Annotated in this window: 23 protein-coding genes; 11 read left to right on the plus strand and 12 right to left on the minus strand. The window is 42.3% G+C overall.

The window, feature by feature from the left end:
* Window positions 1-19 precede the first annotated feature (19 nt).
* Together folB and G4Y78_RS07175 are read left to right on the plus strand one after the other, a co-directional pair.
* Complete coding sequence (folB, locus tag G4Y78_RS07170) at window positions 20-382, plus strand: dihydroneopterin aldolase (RefSeq protein WP_163832386.1); 363 nt, start codon at window positions 20-22, stop codon at window positions 380-382.
* Window positions 383-396: 14 nt separating this feature from the next.
* On the plus strand, window positions 397-894 hold the full coding sequence (locus G4Y78_RS07175) for a 2-amino-4-hydroxy-6-hydroxymethyldihydropteridine diphosphokinase (RefSeq protein ID WP_163832387.1): 498 nt from the start codon (window positions 397-399) through the stop codon (window positions 892-894).
* Here the strand turns inward: G4Y78_RS07175 and G4Y78_RS07180 are convergent, their stop codons facing one another.
* From G4Y78_RS07180 to G4Y78_RS07215, 8 genes are read right to left on the minus strand one after another with little or no spacing between them, the layout of a single operon-like run.
* On the minus strand, window positions 895-2052 hold the full coding sequence (locus tag G4Y78_RS07180; protein WP_163832388.1) for a multifunctional CCA tRNA nucleotidyl transferase/2'3'-cyclic phosphodiesterase/2'nucleotidase/phosphatase: 1158 nt from the start codon (window positions 2050-2052) through the stop codon (window positions 895-897).
* 19 nt (window positions 2053-2071) lie between these two features.
* Window positions 2072-2401: a thiosulfate sulfurtransferase GlpE gene (gene glpE / locus G4Y78_RS07185; protein WP_163832389.1), complete on the minus strand. Its 330-nt coding sequence runs from the start codon at window positions 2399-2401 to the stop codon at window positions 2072-2074.
* Window positions 2398-3219 carry a symmetrical bis(5'-nucleosyl)-tetraphosphatase gene (locus G4Y78_RS07190; protein WP_163832390.1) on the minus strand — a complete coding sequence of 274 codons (822 nt, stop codon included), beginning with the start codon at window positions 3217-3219 and terminating at the stop codon, window positions 2398-2400. Before G4Y78_RS07190 ends, glpE begins: the two co-directional genes overlap by 4 nt.
* A 16-nt stretch (window positions 3220-3235) precedes the next feature.
* Window positions 3236-3619 (minus strand): Co2+/Mg2+ efflux protein ApaG, encoded by a 384-nt coding sequence (gene apaG / locus G4Y78_RS07195; protein WP_163832391.1) that lies wholly within the window; start codon window positions 3617-3619, stop codon window positions 3236-3238.
* Window positions 3620-3646: 27 nt separating this feature from the next.
* Window positions 3647-4447, minus strand: coding sequence for a 16S rRNA (adenine(1518)-N(6)/adenine(1519)-N(6))-dimethyltransferase RsmA (rsmA, locus tag G4Y78_RS07200; protein ID WP_163832392.1), 801 nt, complete (start codon window positions 4445-4447; stop codon window positions 3647-3649).
* 14 nt (window positions 4448-4461) lie between these two features.
* Window positions 4462-5460, minus strand: coding sequence for a 4-hydroxythreonine-4-phosphate dehydrogenase PdxA (pdxA, locus tag G4Y78_RS07205; RefSeq protein ID WP_163832393.1), 999 nt, complete (start codon window positions 5458-5460; stop codon window positions 4462-4464).
* Window positions 5457-6743 (minus strand): peptidylprolyl isomerase, encoded by a 1287-nt coding sequence (locus G4Y78_RS07210; RefSeq protein WP_163832394.1) that lies wholly within the window; start codon window positions 6741-6743, stop codon window positions 5457-5459. The genes pdxA and G4Y78_RS07210 overlap by 4 nt, the downstream gene beginning before the upstream one ends.
* Before the next feature lie 3 nt (window positions 6744-6746).
* Window positions 6747-9581 carry an LPS-assembly protein LptD gene (locus G4Y78_RS07215; RefSeq protein WP_163832395.1) on the minus strand — a complete coding sequence of 945 codons (2835 nt, stop codon included), beginning with the start codon at window positions 9579-9581 and terminating at the stop codon, window positions 6747-6749.
* Between the two features lie 279 nt (window positions 9582-9860).
* On the opposite strand from G4Y78_RS07215, the gene G4Y78_RS07220 reads away from it, so the two are divergent.
* From G4Y78_RS07220 to djlA, 3 genes are all read left to right on the plus strand, one after another.
* On the plus strand, window positions 9861-10907 hold the full coding sequence (locus G4Y78_RS07220; RefSeq protein WP_163832396.1) for an aminoglycoside phosphotransferase family protein: 1047 nt from the start codon (window positions 9861-9863) through the stop codon (window positions 10905-10907).
* Window positions 10904-11584, plus strand: coding sequence for an N-acetylmuramate alpha-1-phosphate uridylyltransferase MurU (murU, locus tag G4Y78_RS07225; protein WP_163832397.1), 681 nt, complete (start codon window positions 10904-10906; stop codon window positions 11582-11584). Before G4Y78_RS07220 ends, murU begins: the two co-directional genes overlap by 4 nt.
* Window positions 11585-11649: 65 nt before the next feature.
* Window positions 11650-12489, plus strand: a complete 840-nt coding sequence (gene djlA / locus G4Y78_RS07230; RefSeq protein ID WP_163832398.1) for a co-chaperone DjlA — start codon at window positions 11650-11652, stop codon at window positions 12487-12489.
* 19 nt (window positions 12490-12508) lie between these two features.
* On the opposite strand, the gene G4Y78_RS07235 is transcribed toward djlA, so the two are convergent.
* A complete protein-coding gene (locus tag G4Y78_RS07235) occupies window positions 12509-13705 on the minus strand; it encodes a DUF3530 family protein (RefSeq protein ID WP_163832399.1) in 1197 nt (398 codons plus the stop codon).
* A gap of 146 nt (window positions 13706-13851) precedes the next feature.
* Between G4Y78_RS07235 and rpe the strand changes: the two genes are divergently transcribed.
* From rpe to trpC, 5 genes are all read left to right on the plus strand, one after another.
* Window positions 13852-14526 carry a ribulose-phosphate 3-epimerase gene (gene rpe, locus G4Y78_RS07240; RefSeq protein ID WP_163832400.1) on the plus strand — a complete coding sequence of 225 codons (675 nt, stop codon included), beginning with the start codon at window positions 13852-13854 and terminating at the stop codon, window positions 14524-14526.
* A gap of 331 nt (window positions 14527-14857) precedes the next feature.
* Window positions 14858-16336 (plus strand): anthranilate synthase component I, encoded by a 1479-nt coding sequence (trpE, locus tag G4Y78_RS07245; protein ID WP_163832401.1) that lies wholly within the window; start codon window positions 14858-14860, stop codon window positions 16334-16336.
* 13 nt (window positions 16337-16349) lie between these two features.
* Window positions 16350-16934, plus strand: a complete 585-nt coding sequence (locus G4Y78_RS07250; protein WP_163832402.1) for an anthranilate synthase component II — start codon at window positions 16350-16352, stop codon at window positions 16932-16934.
* 10 nt (window positions 16935-16944) lie between these two features.
* A complete protein-coding gene (trpD, locus tag G4Y78_RS07255) occupies window positions 16945-17991 on the plus strand; it encodes an anthranilate phosphoribosyltransferase (protein WP_163832403.1) in 1047 nt (348 codons plus the stop codon).
* A gap of 3 nt (window positions 17992-17994) precedes the next feature.
* On the plus strand, window positions 17995-18792 hold the full coding sequence (gene trpC, locus G4Y78_RS07260) for an indole-3-glycerol phosphate synthase TrpC (RefSeq protein WP_163832404.1): 798 nt from the start codon (window positions 17995-17997) through the stop codon (window positions 18790-18792).
* Window positions 18793-18944: 152 nt separating this feature from the next.
* Here the strand turns inward: trpC and crp are convergent, their stop codons facing one another.
* On the minus strand, window positions 18945-19586 hold the full coding sequence (gene crp, locus G4Y78_RS07265) for a cAMP-activated global transcriptional regulator CRP (RefSeq protein WP_163832405.1): 642 nt from the start codon (window positions 19584-19586) through the stop codon (window positions 18945-18947).
* Window positions 19587-19829: 243 nt separating this feature from the next.
* Here crp and G4Y78_RS07270 point away from each other — a divergent pair, with 243 nt between their 5' ends.
* A complete protein-coding gene (locus tag G4Y78_RS07270) occupies window positions 19830-20252 on the plus strand; it encodes an OsmC family protein (RefSeq protein ID WP_163832406.1) in 423 nt (140 codons plus the stop codon).
* A 107-nt stretch (window positions 20253-20359) separates the two neighbouring features.
* Here G4Y78_RS07270 and coq7 read toward each other — a convergent pair whose 3' ends face one another.
* Window positions 20360-21010: a 2-polyprenyl-3-methyl-6-methoxy-1,4-benzoquinone monooxygenase gene (coq7, locus tag G4Y78_RS07275; protein ID WP_163832407.1), complete on the minus strand. Its 651-nt coding sequence runs from the start codon at window positions 21008-21010 to the stop codon at window positions 20360-20362.
* 25 nt (window positions 21011-21035) lie between these two features.
* Window positions 21036-21377, minus strand: coding sequence for a histidine triad nucleotide-binding protein (locus G4Y78_RS07280; protein WP_163832408.1), 342 nt, complete (start codon window positions 21375-21377; stop codon window positions 21036-21038).
* Between the last annotated feature and the right edge of the window lie 118 nt (window positions 21378-21495).

Consider the following 21495-nt stretch of genomic DNA (forward strand, 5'->3'; position numbering starts at 1 on the left):
TCGATGTAACAGGTATTGAATGGATAAAGTATTAATTGAACAGCTAGAGGTTTCAGCGGTTATTGGTGTTTATGAGTGGGAACAGCTGCAACCTCAACCACTGATTATTGATCTGGAAATGAATATAGATTGCTCTGCTGCAATGTTGTCTGATGATTTAACTGATGCGTTGGATTATTCCAGAGTTGCAGAACTAGTCACTCAATACTGTTATAGAAAGCAATTTAAATTATTGGAAAAGCTGGCTGGGAAATTAATTAATTTGATATTCACTGAATTTCCAGTTGCTGCAGTCAAGGTAACGATTCGTAAGCCTCAAGCTATTGAAAATGGAATCGCTGCAATTACGTGCTTCCGTACCCGTGAGCAAATGACTAACTAATTATTGATAGGCTAATGAAGCAAGCAGTATTGCTCGGTATAGGTTGTAATGTGCAACCTGCTATTCAAATTCCAAAAATTCTTAATGCACTGGTGACAAGGTTTGAGGCTGTTTGGCTGAGTTCACTGGTAATGACCAAACCCGTCGGTGTGGAAAATGCTGCCGATTTCTGTAATGGCGTACTTTATTTTTACTCGGACTTATCTGAGGAAGCGCTAAATGTGTGGTGCAAGCAGTTAGAGCTAAAAATTGGCCGAACACCTCAGGACTGTAAATCAAAACAAATTGCAGACCTGGATTTATTGTGGTGTGGTGATTCTCAGCAAGTACTTAACCCAAGTGAAATAATTAAGGAAAGTTACTATCTACAACCTGCACAAGAAGTATTGGCGCTCGTGGGGCAGTTGGCTCCGGAGGGAGATATAAAAACAACTGCCAATTATATTATTGAGGTATTACAAGTGTTAGGCCCTAATGGAGGAAATGTAGGTAATAAAGCAACTGTCCTCTAACTATTGTTGGCTAGCTAGTGTTTGACTGATAATTGAAAGTTGTTGTTCAGCAATTGCGTTGCCTAGCGCTTTCCCTTTTTTCCCTTGCGACTGTAATGCATGGATATCAATTTGCTTAACTTTCTGGCTAATAATTAGCAGCTTGTCAGCAGTTAATGCGAGTGGTTGCTGCAAGCTAGTTGCGGCACAGTTAAGAGCTGTGATGATATGTTCAAAACGTTCTGCGCGTCTAGCTGCATCGGCTTGTTTTAAGCATTGCCAGATAGTATTGGCAGATAAAGGTGGGGTGGTTAGTGGTTTCAATAATTGAATGCCAGCTTTAGTGATAGCTTTAAACTGGTTGGGTAGCTTTATATTTTCTGCAAATTGCTCAAAGCAAGCAAGTGTAGATGTTTGTTGTATTGAATGAATAGAAGTAATTAAGCTAATAATAAAAGCAGCAAAACGTACGACTACGGGTTGCTTTCCAGTAACAGCTATTTCTATGGCATTTAGTGCAGCATCCGGAATTGCTTGCTTAGTGATAGCTAAGGGTGAAATTAATAGGTTGAGTGCACCGCATTGATGAAGCGTTTGAAAATAAATAGCAGGGTGCGGCTCTGCTAATGCTCGTTCAGTTTCTTGCCATACTCGTTCTGCCACTAGATGGCTGGCTTCTCCTGAATTAACCATCTCAATCATTAATACCAGGGTTTCTGGTGCAATGGTAAAACCTAAGTGGTGATACCTGGCTGCAAAGCGCGCGACGCGTAGAATTCGTAATGGGTCTTCAGCAAATGCAGGCGACACATGCCGTAAAACTCCTTTTTCTAAGTCTTCACAGCCATTAAAAGGATCTATTAATTCGCCATCAAGGGTTTGGGCTATCGCATTGATAGTTAAATCTCGTCTGAGCAAATCTTCTTCAAGAGTGACATCAGGAGCAGCATGACATACAAAGCCTGTATAGCCTTTACCTTGTTTTCGCTCAGTACGTGCTAGTGCATACTCTTCGTGGGTTTGGGGGTGAAGAAAAACAGGAAAATCTTTGCCAACTTGCTCAAAACCATTTGCAAGCATTTCTTCAGGGGTACTGCCAACGACTACCCAGTCTTTATCTTTAACAGGTTTGCCTAGCAGCTGATCACGAACAGCGCCACCGACTAAAAATACTTTCATAAAATGACTTAAACAAACACTACTCTTTGATTGTATTGGCACATGCTTCAGGATAAGACTGTTGCCAGGCAGTAAAACCACCATCCAAACTGCATACGTTGCTGAAGCCTTGTTCTGCAACGAAGTGTGCTGCAGCTAAGCTACTATGGCCGTGATAACAATAGATAATAATGGTGTCTTCTAATTCGGCATTAGCTAAAAACTCGTGAATACTTTGGTTATCTAAATGAGTAGCTGAGGGAATATGGGCTTGTTGGTAACTATCAAGATCGCGGATATCAACAAAAGTAGCATTTTGTTGAAAGTGATTAAAAGCTTCGTTGGTAGAAATTCGTTTAAATTCACTCATTGCGTTTTACATCGGCAGGTAGTGGTTTTTTTAGATTCTAAATTCATTAAAGTTAAATGGTTGCCCCAAACGCAACCTGTGTCGAGTGCGAAAACATTGTGACTGCTACTGTTAGTTTTGCCTTCTAAAGCTGCCCAGTGACCAAATAAAATAGTGGTTTCTCTAGCTTTGCGTTTTGTATGTAAATACCAGGGTTTATAACCTTTAGGACCTTCTTTAGGAGAGCCTTTAGCAGATAACTCAAGCTCACCCTGCCAGTTACAAAACCGCATGCGGGTAAAATAATTGGTAATTAGGCGCAAGCGTGGCCAACCTTTTAAGTTTTTGTCCCAGCGATTAGGCTGGTTACCATACATGTTACTTAAAAAATCAACAAAGTGCTCACCTTGCAATACTTCTTCAACTTCGGCTGCGCGGGCCAGTGCTTTTTTTATTGACCATTGCGGGGGAATGCCTGCATGCACCATTGCAACATTATTAGTTTCATCATAATAAACTAACGGCTGGTGACGTAGCCAATCAAGTAATTGATCTCTGTCTGGAGCAGTTAAAATGTCATTTAATGTGTCTTGTTTTTTTTGAGGGTGTACCCCATGAGCAATGGCCAATAAATGTAAGTCATGGTTACCAAGAACAATTTTACAGTGATCACCCAGATTATAAATGTATCGTAGGGTTTCCAGGGAGGCCGGCCCTCTATTAACTAAATCGCCTACAACCCAAAGCTTGTCTTCAGCTGGGTTAAAACTCGCTTTTTTCAGTACGCACTTTAGTTGATAAAAGCATCCTTGAATATCGCCAATTACATAAGTCGCCATCGTTCGCCCGTTTTTTTCAGTGAACTATGTTGGGAACCGCTAAAGTAAAAGGGTTTATTGGAGCGTTAAACAGTTGGCCATCTTTAGCTTGCATCTGATAGCTGCCGTACATACTGCCAACTGGCGTTGGTAAAATACAGCCGCTACTATAGGTATAGCTGGTACCTGGCGCTATGGAAGGCTGTTGACCAACAACTCCATCCCCTTGAATATGTTCTACTTGGTTTTCTCCATCTGTAATTATCCAGTGTCTAGATAACAGTTTTATTGTTTGATCGCTTTCGTTCGTAATAGTAATGGTATAACGAAATACAAACTCAGACTCGTTAGGCTCAGATTCATGAGGCAGGTATTCTGTAACCACTTCAATTTTAATTGGGTGAGGGCAAATGTCTGTCATGATGTTAAGTATAGTGCTCTAAATTGTTTAGCGTTTAGCCAAATAATTAGCCAGGCTAATAAATTGCGGTAAAGTAATTTGTTCTGGGCGTAGGGTAGGATCAATAGCCAGCTGATGAAAATCTTCAGTGGTAAATAATGACTTAAGCGTATTTCGAATTGTTTTGCGGCGTTGGCTAAAAGCTAATTTGACTACTTGCTCTAATTGTCGAATATCATCAGCAGGGCTATCAATTTGCTGATGAGGGGTTAGTTTGACAATAGCAGAATCCACTTTAGGTGCTGGCTTAAATGCTCCAGGGCTGACTGTAAATAAGTAATCAACCTGACAATAATATTGGGCCATTATACCCAGCCTGCCGTATGCTTTTTCACCTGGCTGGGCTGCTAGCCTTTCCACTACTTCTTTTTGCAGCATAAAGTGCATGTCACTAATTATGTGGCGAAAACTTAATAGGTGGAATAATAGGGGCGTAGAAATATTGTAGGGCAGGTTGCCAATTACGCGAATTTTTTGATTGGTATCAGCTAGCTGGCTAAAGTTGAACTTAAGAGCATCACCTTGATGTAAATGAAAATTATTGTAACTAGTAAAGCTGGCTAATAAACCAGGTACCAGGTCACGGTCGAGTTCAATAACATGAGTTTGTCCGCCCGAGGTCACTAAACTGGCAGTTAAGGCTCCTTGACCAGGGCCAATTTCAACTAAATGTTGATCTTGTTGTGGAGCAATAGCTTGGATAATACGCTGAATAACACCAGGGTCATGTAAAAAGTTCTGCCCAAAACGCTTTCGCGCCTTATGGTGAAAAGTAGGAGGATTAGCCATAAAGAATAAATTTTTCAGCCTTGTTGAGATTGCGACATATTAATCGCGTACTCAATTGCAGTAAACAAGCTTCCTGAATCTGCTGTGCCAGTGCCTGCCAAGTCTAAAGCAGTACCATGATCAACAGAGGTTCTAATGAAGGGTAGGCCTAGAGTGATATTAACAGCATGACCAAAGCCAGCATATTTCAGCACAGGTAAGCCTTGGTCATGATACATGGCTAAAACGGCATCCGCTTGGGAAAGTGGCTTTTCAGTAAAAGCAGTATCAGCAGGCAATGGGCCAGTTAGATTAAAGCCAAACTGATTAGTTAATCGGTTTATGGTAGGCGTAATAGTTTCAAGTTCTTCTTTACCTAAGTGTCCACCTTCACCTGCATGTGGATTTAGCCCACAAACTAAAATACGTGGCTGAATGATGCCAAATTTTTGCTGAAGGTCTTGATGTAATACAGTAATTATCTGCTCAAGCAGTGTAGAGGTAATTGCAGTGGGTACATCTTTTAAAGGTAGATGGGTTGTTGTTAAGGCAACTCTTAGCTGTTTGCTGGCTAACATCATCACAACTTGTTGAGTGTTAGTTACTGTTGCTAGGTACTCAGTGTGACCGCTAAAAGTAATGCCACAGTCATTAATGACCCCTTTATGAATAGGGGCTGTGACCATGGCTGCAAATTCTAGTTGTTGGCAGCCTTTAATAGCTGCGTCCAGCACTTTTAGAACATAACTCGCATTAGCCGGGTTAAGTTGACCTGGAGTGACTGGCTGGGTGCTTTTAATGGGTAAAACTAGTAGTTGATTCTCAGCTGTTGGCTTAGCCGGCAAGGTTGGGTGATAAGTTTGTAAATCTATGGTTGTTAGGCCTAACACTTTTGCTCGGGCAGACAGAATAGCTGGATCTGCAGCTATAACCAATTGAGCATCAAAGTGTTGTTTGGCTAGTGCTAGGCATAGGTCTGGGCCTATGCCAGCAGGTTCTCCGGAAGTGACAATAATCCGGGGGTATATGTTCACAGCTTTATTTCTACATAAGCTTCAGCGCGAATTTGTCGCAGCCAGTTTTGCAGTTCTTCTTCGTACTTGCGATTGCGTAAAATGATTCTGGCTCTATTTTCCTGAACCAGCTTACTCATATCCTGCTGACGAGTGTCTAGGACTTGAAGAATATGCCACCCATAGCGGCTTTTGAAAGGCTTGCTGATAGTGTTGACAGGTACTTCTGGTAATTTATCGCGAAAGGCGGGAACCATGTCGTTTGGATTTACCCAATCTAAACTACCACCATTTAAGGCTGAACCAGAATCATCAGAAAAAGCCTTGGCTAATTGAGCAAAGTCTTCACCATTTTCTAGTCGTAAATAAAGCCGATCTGCTAGTTCTTTGGTCTGTTTTTCAGAACGAATTTCACTAGGTTTAAGTAATATATGACGTGCTTTAAATTGGGTTTGCATTAATTGTTCGCTACCGCCTCGTTTAGCGATTAGCTTGATAATATGAAAACCACTGGGGCTACGAATAGGCTTGCTAATGTCGTTTTCATTCATTGCCTGTACTTGGCTAGCAAACAAAGAAGGGAGCTGATTAGTTTTACGCCAACCAAGGTCACCGCCTTCTAATGCTTTTTGACCATCAGATACGGTAACTGCCATTTGGCCAAAATTAGCCCCTTGTTTAAGTTTTTGATAAACGGCGGTTGCTTTCTGTTTGGCTTGGTTTATCTGGTTTGCAGTAGCTGACTCTGGCACTGCAATTAATATATGGCCTAATCGATAGTCTGCAGAAAGTTGGTATTTACCTTGCTCAGACTGAAGAAAGTTTTTAATTTCTTGTTGGGTAACTTGTATTCGATCTGCAACCCTGCGTTTTCGAACACGATTAATAATTAAGTCACGACGGATTTGCTCTCGTGCTTTTTCAAAAGAAACGCCATCTTGGACTAGTGCCTGTTGAAATTCTCTGAGTGACATATTATTGCGCTGAGCAATACGGTTAACTGTATCACTTAACGTTTGTTCGCTAATTCGAATATTTGCTCGATCACCCATTTGTAACTGCAGGCTTTCAATAATAAGCTTTTCCAAAACCTGTTTTGTTAGGGCTTCCTCTGGAGGGAGTTCGGTATTACGTTGCCTTAACTTGCGCCGTACCATAGCCAGCCGCTCTTGTAGTTGGCTGGCAGTAACGACGTCACTATCAACAACAGCAACAATTCGGTCTAGAGTTTCTGAACTAGCGTTTAATGCATTAAACGCCACCCCAATACAGGTGGCTAAGATAAGTTGTTTATACCACTTCATAAATTATAGCTTGTTGCGCTCTTCCCGTTCTTGGTAACCGTCAATCCCTTCTAAGAAGCCTTCGACTTTACTACCAAACAAGTTACCTAAACCTTTCATGACAAACTGAACAAATACACCATTATCAGTTTCTGCATTATCTATATCATCGTCACCATCAATCCACTGACGACCAATAAAGCGTATTTTGTAGCAGCAGCTATCATATTCTGCTCCAAACATGGCTTCAAGTCGGCGACTGTTGGTGACATCGTAATTCCAGCGACCTAATGCACTCCAGTTTGATGCTACAGGCCAGATAAACGACAGGTCAGCCTGTTCAATATCACCATCTGCAAATTGGCCAGGAATGGCATTACCTTGCTCATTCTTTCTAGTGCGGTCTACTTGATCGCGGAATCGATAGCTGAAGTTAAGCAGACGATCGTAGTCAGGATGGTAGCGAAGGCTGGTGGCAAACTCTTCATTGCGCCCCTCGTTAGTGTTGTAAATCCAGTCCTGTCTGAGAGTGAGTGCTGTAGAAATATTCCACACTAATTCAGATGCAAGGGGAGAAGTCGAGGCTTTTTGATTATCTAAATAACGACGAGTACTTTCGTTAATATTAACATCGTTACTTTCGCTATTGATGACCTCGGAGTAGTAAGGGTTAACTTGAACATCGCGATCTTTAAAATAGAAAATTTGGCCGGTTCCTACTCGAAAGCGTTCAAAACCATTGTCTTCAATAAAGCGTGAAGTTACACCCAAAGCAATTTGGTTGGCATCACCTAAGCGGTCATAGCCGCTAAAGCGATTATCTCTCCATAGCTGGGCATAACTAAAGCTGTTATTTGAGGTGTCAAATATGGGGTTTTGTTCCTGGTCACCACGCTCTGGAGAGTATACATATAAAGCGCGAGGCTCTAATGTTTGGGTAAACTCTGCTTCGCCAAATAAAGTCTTACGTTCAAAGAACAAGCCGCTATCTACAGTAAATACTGGAGTAGTCGTGCTAGGGTTGGTGTCGTATTTTAGATTAAATGGATTTTTTCTGCGGTGGTCTGGGTCATTTGGTCCAACGAAGCCTTCTCTGTCCAGGTTGCTTAAATTATATTGCACATGCTTGAACTTTAAGCCTGGAGTAACGAAGGCATATGGCCACTCAAATTTATACTTAACACCAGTTTCTGCATAAAGTCGGGTGCCTTCAGCATTGGTGAATTCATTGATTCCTTCACCATAGACGCTACGATTGACCTCATTTTCAATGTCTTCAGGACGAGTTCTTTCTTTACGTAGGTATTTCCAGTCGTTATCCCGAGTGAAGTAGGTAGCATCCGCGAGGTAATCAACTTCAAAGCCGCTATCTGTGAATAAATTGCCTTTAAACTCAAATTGAGGGACTTTTTCATAGGAGTCATCACGATCATGACTCATGTTTTGATATTTTTGTACGGCAGTTGTAAAAGTCCAGCTATGGTTACCATCACCACCGTTATAGACTGTCTTGAAGGTTTGATTCAGGTTATCTTGGCTGGAAACCTCTAGGGAGGTGCCAAAATCCCTAAAATAATCTTTATCGCTGGCTTTTGTGTAGTCAATGTCAAAGTGCCAGCGTTTGGTTAATCTCTGTTCATGAATCCAGTTGGCATACCAGCGGTCTTCACCAGCTTGGCGGTTGCCTTTTTTAAGATCGTCACTGCCTAAATAAGCACCACCAACTTCACCAGAGCTATCTGGGGTTAAATACCGAAACTCACCTTCTAATAAGAAACCTCGCTCAGCCATATAACGTGGATAAAGTGTGGCATCATAATTAGGTGCTAAGTTGAAATAATACGGAGTTGTGATGTCAAACCCATTATCCCCTGAAGAGCCAATCGTTGGGGCTAAGAAACCTGACTGTCGTCGATCATCAATGGGGAAATAAATATAGGGGGTATAAAAAACTGGTATGCCAGCAACACGAATAGTGGCGTGTTTGGCTGTGCCAAAACCAGTGAACTTATTTAAAGTTATGTCATTGCCTGATAAGGTCCAGGCGTTACTATCAGGTGGGCAGGTCGTATAATTAGCACTTTCTAAAACCACTAACTCATCTTCTCGGCGTGTAATGGTTGTAGCTTCACCGCGTGAGTGATTTTTGTGGAATGCATAGCGCGCATCTTTAACATCCATGCGGCCAGATTGCAGGTTTACAGCTGCTTGTTGACCAACCAGTAATAAGTTGGGTTCTCTTAAAATTACATTGCCTTTAAATTCGGCAGTATCTGTATTTTGGTAAAGCGTGGCTTGATTACTCTGCAACTGGCGATAGCCTTGGCGAATTAGGACGTTGCCTTTGAATTTAGCGGTACCATCTTGATCGTATTCAGAGTCTTGCGCTTCTGCATAAATTGGTGCATCTGCAGGGTTGCCCTGGTAGTCCATGCCAAGTCGATAGGGCTCGATATAAGCTCCGGAGCAGTGAGGAGCTACTTTTTGTCGCTGTTCCTCAGTTAGCTGGTCTAGTTTAACCCAGTCTAATTGGGGTAAGGCTAGTGGGCCAAATACTTCTTCTTCGCTAACAGGGCTACTACTACCTGCAGCAGCCTCTTGATTAGCAACTGTTGTTGGAGTTGTATCAACTGTGTTGGCTTGTTTAACAGGGAGTGGTGCCCGCTTTACAGCGCTTGGCTGCTTTGACTGGGTATTACAGTCCCAGCCTTGACCATTCGGTCCTGGTAGACAGTGCCACTCGCTTTCCTGGCCTGTTTGCTGAGTTGCAGCATAAGAAAAGCTGGTGGAGCCTGCTAACAAGCCGGTTGTTAGTAGCCAATGTAAGTTGTTTGTGAATTGTAACTTTTTTACTGCCATCGCTATTCAGTCCAGGCTTCCTGTCGGATAAGATTGCTCAGTGGTGCAATTCAAGGAAATAACCGTCGAGTTTATAAGTGCTTAAAATAATAAACAACAAAAAACCGAAGCATAATAATCTATGCGAGGTAATGTAGGCTACCCTGTGCACAAATTATTCTATATTTGAGACCTGAGTTGTAGATTTTGTTTTCTAAACTTGGTCTACGAATAAGATTAATTAACAATCACTAGTAAATTTGTAAATGGTAAAAAGGCTGTATGAATAATAGGCGGCAAATGCTTTCAGTTTGGCTTAATCAGGTGTTGCCGACCATCGAGAGCCAATTTAACTGGCATCATCAAAATCATCAAGTACCACTTGTTTTATTATACGGTGATGCAAGTTTTCGGAAATATTACCGCATTCAGCCTGCTTCTAATTGTACGCTAATTGCCGTTGATGCGCCGCCCGAGTTTGAAGACTGTAAAGCATTTATCTATTTTGCTGAGTATTTACTTAAAAAAAATGTAAAAGTGCCAAAGGTTTATGCAAGTGATATTTCTAACGGTTTTTTACTGCTAGAAGATTTAGGTGACATTCTGCTGTTGGATCAATTGAATTTATCATCAGCAACTGACTTATATCAGCAGGCAATAACTGAAATGGCTAAATTTCAGGTAGATCAGTTGCCAGGAGAACTGGCCATTCCTCATTATGATGAAGCTTTTTTGCAACGAGAAGTGGATTTGCTGGAGCCGTGGTTTATCGAGAATTTACTCAATATTTCTTTGGATAAAGCCGCTGTTGATGTCATTAGTCTAGCTAAGCAGAAAATCGTGAAAGAAGCGTTAAATCAACCCTTTACTTGTGTTCATAGAGATTACCATAGCCGTAATTTAATGATCTGGCAGCAGCAGTTGGCGGTGATTGATTTTCAAGGAATGGTTTGGGGGCCTGCCTGTTATGATTTAGCCTCATTATTTAAAGATTGCTATATTCGTTGGCCAAGACAACAGGTGTTAATCTGGCTGGAAAAAACGATACCGCAACTGCCATTATTGCAACCTTATCCACTTTCACAAGTGATTAAGTGGTTTGACTGGATTGGCTTGCAACGCCATCTTAAAGTGTTGGGTCTGTTTGCCAGACTAACGCTTCGAGATAAAAAAAGCCGTTACCTTGATGATTTATCACTAGTGCTGGCTTATGTTATGGAGGTATTAGCGCTCTATGATGAGTTTACTGAACTTCAGCAGTTGTTTGAAAAAACTCTACTGCCGCGTATAGCTACACAGCCTTGGTTTAAACCTGATGTATACCAGGAGCCCCTTGTTATCTCATGAATGCCATGATTTTAGCTGCTGGGCTAGGCACCCGGATGCGGCCACTTACTTTAAAAACCCCAAAGCCGCTGTTACCTGTTTTAGGTAAACCATTGATTGAATATCATCTTGAGCGACTTGCAGCAGCAGGGATAAACCAGCTGGTGATTAATCATGCTTATCTGGGGGAACAAATTGAGGCCAAATTAAAAGATGGTAGCCACTGGGGGGTGAGTATTAGTTACTCTCATGAGCCAGAGCCTCTAGAAACTGCTGGTGGCATTGCCCATGCCTTACCATTATTGGGAGATAATCCTTTTATTGTGATTAATGGTGATATTTGGTGTGATTACCCTTTGGAGCAACTGTATTTACCTGAGAGCGAATTAGCCCACTTAATATTGGTAGATAATCCAGCTCATAACCCAACAGGTGACTTTTCGCTGGTTGATGGGCAGGTGGGATTTGATTGTAATAGCCAGCGCTTTACTTTTGCTGGCATAAGTGTGTTGAGTCCGGCATTATTTAAAGAATTACCGCAAGCTAAATGGCCTCTGGCGCCTATATTAGAGGCTGCAATTAAACAGGGCCTAGTATCAGGTGAACAATATAAAGGCTATTGGCTGGATGTGGGTACGCCTGAGCGACTCGGGCAGCTAGAGCATGATTTAGCTGGCTCTGGCTCGTTTCAGGAGTAAAAAATAAGTGATTGCAGCTAAAAAAAGCAGCAGCTGAGAACAAGAGTGATAGAGAAAAACTGTAAATGTTTCGTTGGGTTGGTTTATTTATCGCGTTACTAGTTGGCTGGCGCTACGGTGGCTGGCTAGGTGCATTAATGCTGGGTGGTTTGGTATGGGTATTTAGTCGGCAAACTAACTGGCAGGTATTGCAAGGGGGAAAGCAAGGCTCTACAGAAGGCTCTGCCACTTACCAGCAAGGGCACTCACAACAGGTTCAAACAGCTTTCTTTAAAGCGACATTTTTGGTGATGGGTAAGTTGGCAAAAGCAGATGGCAGAGTATCAGAGCGGGAAATCCAGCAAGCATCATCTATTATGGCCAACATGCGTTTGAGTCAAGAACAGCGCAAGGCAGCTATCGCTTTGTTTAATCAAGGTAAAAATGCTGATAGTCAGGCTGTTCAACAAGCATTAGCAGAGTTTGCATATCAGCTAAAAGGTAATCACAGTCTGCTGGATATGTTTATTGAGCTGCAGCTTCAAGCAGCCTATTCTGATGGTGTTATTACCACATCTGAATGGCAAGTACTTGAAGAGGCGGCTGCTGTGCTAAAAATCAGCCCGTTAAAGCTAAAGCTTATTCATCAAAGGTTTTTAGCGCAGCAGCAGTTTTATCAACGGCGTAACAAGAATTCGCTAGGTAAACGGGTTGATAATGCTTATGCCGTGATGGGGGTAAGCCCAACAGCTGATGACAAAACTTTAAAGAAGGCTTATCGCCGGTTAATGAGTCAGCACCATCCAGATAAATTATTAGCCAAGGGATTGCCTGGGGAAATGGTGCAACTGGCTAAAGAAAAAACCCAGGAAATTCAGATGGCTTATGATTTGATCAAAAATCACCGGAAAACTATTAACTCTTAAGTGTTTTTAGTGGTGTCAGTTATTCTTTATTTTTCTTTTTCGTTGACAGCTCAGTTGTTTTAGCTCGTCGCTTTAACCAGCTTTTTACTCGTTTTAATAACCAGTCATTGGTCGTATCTTGGCTGCCTGGTACAGCAGGCAGATGGTACTGGAAATAGTTGTAATTTTTACCTCGATGGGCAGCTGCAACTCGCTCCTTTGCTTCCGGTGAGGGGCCTGGAAACTGTGTAATATAAATGTCCAGGGTGAGCACAGCGGTTTTTTCCAACAGTTGGGGAACAGTAGCTTTTAAGCTTTGACTAGGAGCAGGGTTCAGCAAGATAAGGGCGTGCACATTTTCTGGTTTTTGCTCTGCTAAAAATGCCAGTGCCCAATGAGCGCCTTCTCCTTGTCCAATGAGTACCTGAAATAGTAAGCCTTGCTTAGCAAAATGGGCAAGTCCTTGGCTAGTTCGGTTATACATATCTTGAATGGGGTCATAGGTTTGAGTGGGGTGATCTTGCTTGGTTTCTTTTGAAGCTTTAGGGGGGGGAGCTGTTTCCTCCGGCTTATTAGTATCTTCTGGTTGCTTTTCATTGTCAGCTAGTTTGTCTGTAGTTTGATCATTTTCCTTTGTGTCAGCAGAGGAACTCTCTTTTTCCTTTGCTTTCTCTTCTGACTGCTCGGTTGCTTCTGGTTTGGTGGAGCCTTGCTGCTGGTCAGAAGCTAAGGTGACGCTACCTTTGGGCAAAAATGTTCTTTTTGGTGGTGAGGGTGGCTCACTGACGATAGGCATTATAGCTAAGGTATGCCAGCCAGCATCAGGTAGCTTTTTACGTAGTGTTAGGATAGCTTTTGGCCAGTTAACATGCTGCCCCTCTGCGGGGATTATTAGTATTCCTCCTTTAGGAGAACCTGTATTTTCTCGCAAATAAGCAGCTAAAAAGGACTTTCCTTCCTCCTCTTTTGGGAGCATTAATATCTCATCGCTGGGTAACTGCTCTTTTAAAGACTGAACTTGAAACTGTTCTATTGTTGGTAGGCTGGGTCGTTTAATTGGTTGGTTAGGTGCAGGATTGGTTGTGCTGTCTTGCTCTTCTGTTTTTGGAGAGGGCGTTGTTTCCGTTTGGCTTTCGGTGGACTCATTTGTTTGTTGTTGAGCTAGGCAAAAACGTGTTACTTCTGCAAAAAAACAGAGTGGTATAAAAACAGCAATCCAAAAAAATTTTCCAAACACTGATTAGCTCGATTTATTCATTCAATTTAAGCTGCCATAAATGCAAATAGCTATGAAGTAGCAGGGTATTTTTTATCTTCCATGAATTCTAGTTGAGTATCAGTTAAAATTAACTCGCTATGTTGATTTGCCTGGAAACTTAACTAATGAAAGACTTTTTGATTGCACCGAGCATTCTGTCTGCTGATTTTGCCCGTTTAGGTGAAGAAGTGGACCAAGTGTTAGCTGCTGGCGCAGATATGGTGCATTTTGATGTGATGGATAATCACTATGTACCTAATCTGACTATAGGTCCAATGGTATGTAAAGCTTTGCGCGATTATGGCATTAAGGCGCCAATTGATGTCCATCTAATGGTGAAGCCTGTTGATCGCATTATTGGTGATTTTATTGAGGCAGGAGCAAGCTATATTACATTTCACCCTGAAGCTTCGGAGCATATTGATCGCTCGTTGCAAATGATTAAAGCAGGTGGTTGTAAGGCGGGTTTGGTATTTAATCCTGCCACTCGATTAGATCACCTGGAGTATGTTATCGATAAAGTGGATATGGTGCTGCTAATGTCGGTTAACCCAGGATTTGGTGGGCAAAAATTCATACCACAAACCCTTAACAAGCTTCGTCAGGCTCGTCAGCTAATTGATGCAAGTGGTTTAGACATTCGCTTGGAAATTGATGGTGGCGTATCTACTGGCAATATTCGTGAAATAGCAGAGGCGGGTGCGGATACCTTTGTTGCTGGGTCGGCTATTTTTAATGCACCAGATTATAAGGCAGTTATAGATACTATGCGTGCAGAGTTATCTCAGGTAACTGCTTGATCGTACTTTAATTTTTTGTTGCTTCTAGCTGAGTACTTTAATAGGGTATGATGGAACGAATTAGCTACTTCTGTGAAATAACCTAAGTAGCTGATTAGGTTGCTTATATAGGTGTTAACAAGACGATAACTGACTTGATAACTATTTAGCAAACAAAAGATAGTTAATTGACTTTTTACTAGTGAACTGGAGACACACGTGAGTCATAACGGCTTTATTGTTAAACCACGTCTAACTATGACTATTGAGATTGTACATAGCTGGCGATGGCGTAATTGGTGGCTTGTTTAACGCAGCAGACTGATCACCGTGTTTAACAATAGGAGGCAGTATGACCCCGGAGCAATTTTCCAGCCTAGTAACGGCAGGCTACAACCGTATTCCTGTCACCCATGAGGTGCTGGCTGATCTTGATACACCACTTAGCACCTATTTAAAGCTTGCCAATCAGCCCTTTAGTTATTTATTAGAATCTGTCCAAGGGGGCGAAAAGTGGGGGCGTTACTCCATAATTGGCCTGCCTGCCAAAGAACAAATTCTTGTCAATGGCTTTGAGGTTAAACGCTTTGTTAATGGCCAGGTAGTTGAGACCCGACAAGAGCCGCATCCACTGGATTATATCGCAAATTATCAAGCGCAGTTTAAAGTGCCAATATTGCCAGGCTTACCAAGGTTTTTTGGTGGTTTGGTTGGCTATTTTGCTTACGATACTGTGCGTTATATCGAGCCCAAACTACAGCAGTCCACTCCAACTGATGAGTTGAATACGCCTGATATATTTCTTATGTTGTCCGAGGAAGTGGTTATTTTTGACAACTTAACGGGCAAAATTTTGTTTGTGGTAATGGCTGATCCAGCCCAGCCAGATAGTTTTAATGCAGCGAAGCAACGCTTAGCTGAGCTTGTGGAATCTCTGCACTCTAAATCTTTTACTGCACCAGTTTCGGAGCAGCAGCGAGAAGTAACTGAGTCTGACTTTAAATCATCAGTTGGTCAGGAAAAATTCGAGGCCTCAGTTGAGAAAATTAAAGAATATATCTTAGCTGGCGATTCAATGCAGGTCGTGCTTTCCCAAAGAATGAGTGTGCCATTTAAGTCACCGCCCTTAAACTTATATCGTGCCTTGCGTTGTTTAAACCCTTCGCCTTATATGTATTATCTCGATTTGGGAGAGTTTCATATAGTGGGCTCCTCCCCAGAAATTTTGGCCCATGTAGAAAAGGGGCAGGTTACCGTTAGGCCAATTGCAGGTACTCGCAAGCGAGGAAAAACGGAAGAGCAGGATTTAGCATTAGAGAAAGAGCTATTAGCTGATCCTAAAGAATTAGCTGAACACCTTATGCTGATTGATTTAGGTCGGAATGATGTTGGGCGGGTTGCTCAAACAGGCACAGTTAAGCTCACTGACCAAATGGTGATTGAGCGTTACTCTCATGTGATGCACATTGTTTCCAATGTAATTGGGCAGGTGAAACCAGAGTTATCGGCATTGGATGTCCTCAAAGCTACCCTGCCTGCTGGAACGTTAAGTGGTGCCCCAAAAGTCCGAGCAATGGAGATAATTGATGAGCTAGAGACTACTAAGCGAGGTGTCTATGGGGGTGCAGTAGGATATTTATCCTGGCATGGCAATATGGATACCGCCATTGCGATTCGTACCGCAGTGATAAAAGATCAGCATTTATATATCCAGGCAGGGGCAGGGGTGGTAGCTGACTCAGATCCAAACCTTGAATGGAAAGAAACCCTCAATAAAGGGCGTGCCATGTTTAGTGCAGTAGCAATGGCCGAAAAAGGTTTAGTGGAATAATTGGGGGTATGCAATGTTATTGATGATTGATAATTACGACTCTTTTACCTACAACATCGTCCAATATTTGGCTGAGCTTGGTGCAGACGTTCAGGTGTATCGAAATGATGAAATTTCACTAGCTGATATCGAACAACTGAATCCAGAAAGAATTGTGATCTCGCCTGGGCCTTGTACACCCAATGAGGCTGGTGTTTCAATGGCTGTTATTGAACACTTTGCAGGAAAGCTACCCATCTTAGGAGTTTGTCTAGGCCATCAAAGCATTGGTCAGGTATTTGGTGGCAAGGTAATACGTGCTAAGCAAGTAATGCATGGTAAAGTTTCACCAGTAAAACATGCTAATAAAGGGGTGTTTCAGGGGCTGAAAAATCCATTACAAGCAACTCGCTATCACTCCCTAGTGTTAGAAGCTGACTCATTACCAGACTGTCTTGAAGTAACTGCCTGGACTGAAACTGAACAAGGTGAGCTGGAGGAGATCATGGGAGTCCGGCATAAATTGCTGGCCATTGAAGGGGTTCAGTTTCACCCAGAGTCAATTATGACTAGACAGGGACATGAACTGTTGAATAACTTCCTGCAACAGACCTGCTGAGGTACGCATTATGGATATTAAGCAAGCAATAGCGACGGTGATTGATCATCGTGATTTAAGTACCGAAGAGATGGTCTTGGTCATGCGGCAAATCATGACTGGGCAGGCAACTGATGCGCAAATTGCCGCCTTTTTGGTGGGGCTGCGCATGAAAAGCGAAAGCATAGATGAAATTACTGGAGCCGCTCAGGTTATGCGAGAGCTGGTCTCTCCTGTTGAGATTGAGGTAGAAAATTTAGTTGACACCTGTGGCACAGGTGGTGACGGCGCTAATATCTTTAATGTGTCTACTGCAGCTGCTTTTGTGGTTGCTGCAGCAGGTGGTCATGTAGCTAAGCATGGCAATCGCTCGGTTTCAGGTAAATCAGGTAGTGCTGATTTGCTGGAGGCTGCGGGAATTCAGTTAGAGCTGACCAGTGAGCAAATTGCTCGTGCTGTTGAGCATGTTGGCCTTGGCTTTATGTTTGCCCCTTTACATCACGGTGCTATGAAGTATGCGATTGGTCCACGAAAAGAAATGGGGGTTCGCACCCTGTTTAATATGCTAGGGCCAATGACCAATCCTGCTAAAGTGACGCGGCAGGTAATCGGGGTATTTAGCAAACCCCTGGCTAAACATATGGCCAGTGTGATGAAACGTTTGGGAAGCGAGCATGTAATGGTAGTGCATTCGGCTGATGGCTTGGACGAAATTTCAATTGCTAATCAAACTTATGTAGCTGAACTAAAAAATGGTGAAGTGGAGGAATATACGATTAAGCCTGAAGACTTTGGGATTAACAGCCAAAGCTTGATTGGCTTGGAAGTGGCTGGCCCAGAAGAAAGCTATGCACTGATTCAGGATGCATTGGGTAAGCAAAAAGGCCCTAATGCTGGCAAGGCAGCAGATATTATTGCATTAAATGCAGGTGCTGCTATTTATGTTTCAGGCTTGGCGGATTACTTAGCTGAAGGAGTGAAGGATGCGCAAGACGCTATTTACAGTGGCCTAGCTAAAGAAAAAATGGCTGAGCTTGCAAGCTTCACCCGTTATGCAACCCAGAAGGATGATGAGTAATTAATGAATACACCGACTGTGTTAAAAAAAATCCTTGCTCGTAAAGCTGAGGAGGTTTCAGAACGTTTGCAAAAGAAGTCACTTGAGCAGTTAATCGAGCTGGCTGGTGATGCTTCAGAGTGTCGTGGTTTCAAAGCGGCTATTGAAGCAAAAGTGAAGGCTAAACAGCCAGCAGTGATTGCGGAGATCAAAAAAGCATCTCCTAGTAAAGGGGTTTTGCGAGAGAACTTTAGCCCATCAGCCATTGCAACAAGCTATCAGCAAGGTGGGGCTACTTGTTTATCGGTATTAACTGACCAGGATTTTTTTCAGGGCCACGATAGCTATTTACAACAAGCAAAAGCTGCTTGTGATCTACCGGTATTGCGGAAAGATTTTATCATTGATCCCTATCAGGTTTATGAAGCTCGCTGGCTCGGGGCAGACTGTATTTTACTGATTGTGTCAGCACTTAATAATGAACAGCTTGAGGGGCTCAATCGGCTTGCGCAAAAGCTGGGCTTAGATGTGCTGGTGGAAGTGCATGATGCAGATGAACTAGCAAGAGCGCTACAGCTGTCTGGAGAGTTTTTGTTGGGGATTAATAACCGTAACTTGCATACATTTGATGTCAGCTTAGATACTACTTTTGAACTGTTAAAACAGTTGTCAGCTGATCGCTTGGTTGTTACAGAAAGCGGTATTCACACAGTTAATGATGTTAAAGCCATGCTGGATCACAATGTCTATGCATTTTTGGTTGGTGAGACGTTTATGCGTGCTGATGAGCCTGGAGAGCAGTTAAAAAAATTATTTAGTTAGTGATCTTGCCTGTGGAATAAATTGACAATTTTTCCACTGTTTATTATCTAACGTTGCTGTTTACGCAGGTAGTTGATTATACAAAAATAAAAAGGCGACATTGTCGCCTTTTTTACTGATAGGATGTTGGTTTTATACACGCTGGCTTTGTGCTAACGGGTGCCGTAGACCACCATTGTCTTTCCTTTTACTGACACTAAGCCTTGCTCTTCGAGAGTTTTTAATACTCGGCCAACCATTTCTCGAGAACAGCCGACGATACGACCAATTTCTTGGCGAGTAATTTTGATTTGCATGCCGTCTGGGTGAGTCATCGCATCAGGTTCTTTACATAAGTCAAGTAAAGTGCGAGCAACGCGTCCAGTTACATCCAAGAAAGCTAAGTCGCCCACTTTACGAGTGGTATTTCTGAGGCGGCTAGCGATTTGCTTACCAATAGCAAACAGCATTTCTGGGTCATCATCGCAGTATTCGCGGAATTTGCTGTAACTGATTTCTGCGACTTCACACTCTGTTTTAGCTCTAACCCAGGCGCTTCGTGAGCTATCTTTTTCGTCAAGGAATAAGCCCATCTCGCCAAAGAAGTCTCCTTCATTGAGGTAGGCAATAATAATATCCCGACCATCATCATCCTCAATGAGGATAGTGACTGAGCCTTTAACGATGTAGTATAAAGAATCACTACTGTCACCTGCGTAAATAATAGTGCTTTTCGCACTGTAACGCCGACGGTGGCATAGTGAAAGAAACTTGTCTAAATCTTTAATCTTTGGTGTTGGGGTAATTGCAACCATATAGCGGGTCCAAAAAAATTATCAATAACATCCTATTATTTTTAGTTTTCATTATTACCACAAAATTCGTTTTGTTCTAGTTTGATTAAAGGTTAAGTGTTTAAATTATGATGTTCGTCCATCTTTTTGCGGAGATAGATCATTTCTTTGCCGTGAAACTTAACACTTTACTAAATATGGATGAATTTTTAAGTGGTTCTTTCAATCTCTTTATTATCAAAAGTAGTACGTTAAGGTAACAGAATGCAAGCAAAAGTAAGATGGATTGATGGAGTAATGTTCTTGGGTGAGTCTGCTAGTGGTCATACAGCCGTTATGGATGGGCCTCCGGACCAGGGTGGACGCAATTTAGGTATTCGTCCAATGGAGATGCTGCTATTAGGTGTTGGTGGCTGTTCTTCGTTTGATGTAATGACGATATTACAAAAATCGAAGCAGCAGGTAACTGATTGTTACGTTGATATTAATGCTGAGCGAGTTGATGCTGTGCCAGCAGTATTCAGTAAAATTCATTTGCATTTTGTAGTTAAGGGCAAAGATCTTAAAGAGGCTCATGTCAAACGTGCTGTGCAGTTGTCTGCAGAAAAATACTGCTCAGCATCAATTATGCTGAGTAAAGCGGGAGTTGAAATTAGTCATGACTATGAAATTCAAACAGATGATTGAACTTAAATGATAACAACAAGCATCTAAGTTTAATTATTTAGATGCTTAGCTAGTAGACAGTAAAATTTTTAACTAAAAAGTGAAAATAGAAATTGCAAAGTTGTCATTTAAATATGATAAGCAGTTTTTGTCATAAATTTAGAAGCAGAAGTCATAAATAGCTTTACTGGTTTTGGAAAATCAAAACCACCTGCTGCTAGGGCTTTTTCTTCGTGTATGGCTTCATCAACCAACATTTGCTCAACAATAGCACGGCTTTTAGCATCTTGAGCTGGTAACGATTGAAGGTGTCCTGAAAGATGTTTGCAGACTTGGTTTTCTGTTGCGGCTACAAACCCTAAACTCCATTTGTCTCCAACCACACCTGCAAGTGCGCCAATAGAAAAAGATAAGCCATACCAAACAGGGTTGAGTAAACTTGGTCGGCTATTGAGTTGCTCTAATCGCTCTTCACACCAAGCAAGGTGGTCGACTTCTTCTTGAGCTGCTTGCTCCATTTCTTCTCTAACATTAGGTAACTTAGCGGTAAGCCCCTGTCCTTGATAAAGGGCCTGGGCACAAACCTCACCTGTATGGTTGACCCGCATCAAGCCCGCTGCATGACGCTGCTCCGGTTCAGAAAGGATTTCCTCCTTGGCTTTATTACCTGGTGATGAGCGAGAGGGCTGGTGAGCATGTCGGCTAAGAGTGCGTAACACTTGATCAGACTGGCTGATAAGTTTATCAAGAATGGATAGTCGCCTTGTGTCTTTGGACATACTACTGCTTTCCTATTGTTAGTGTTTAACCGGGAGGCCAGCGCAAGGCTCGACCGCCTAAAACATGCAAATGGATATGAAATATAGTCTGGCCTGCCTGCTTATTGCAATTAATCACAGTGCGATAGCCCTCTTCTGCCAGCCCCATTTCTTTGCACAGTTTACTCGCCATGAGCTGCATATGCCCAAGCAATGTCTGGTGTTCTGTGCTTGCCTCATTAAGCGTAGCAATATGTTGTTTAGGTATAATTAAAAAGTGCGTAGGAGCCCCTGGATTAATGTCATGAAATGCATATATCTGTTCGTCTTCATATACTTTATTGGAGGGGATTTCCCCTGCTGCAATTTTGCAGAATAAACAATCCACTATGTTGCTCCTTGCTGTTGCTAATCATAACTGTGCTAGAGCTGCAGTTTACGACAGTCACTTGGAAACGCAACTGTTGTGTATTGTTATGTGTATTGTTAAGAGTGACCATGCATGC

This window comes from Spartinivicinus ruber (genome assembly GCF_011009015.1).
Lineage (GTDB): Bacteria > Pseudomonadota > Gammaproteobacteria > Pseudomonadales > Zooshikellaceae > Spartinivicinus > Spartinivicinus ruber.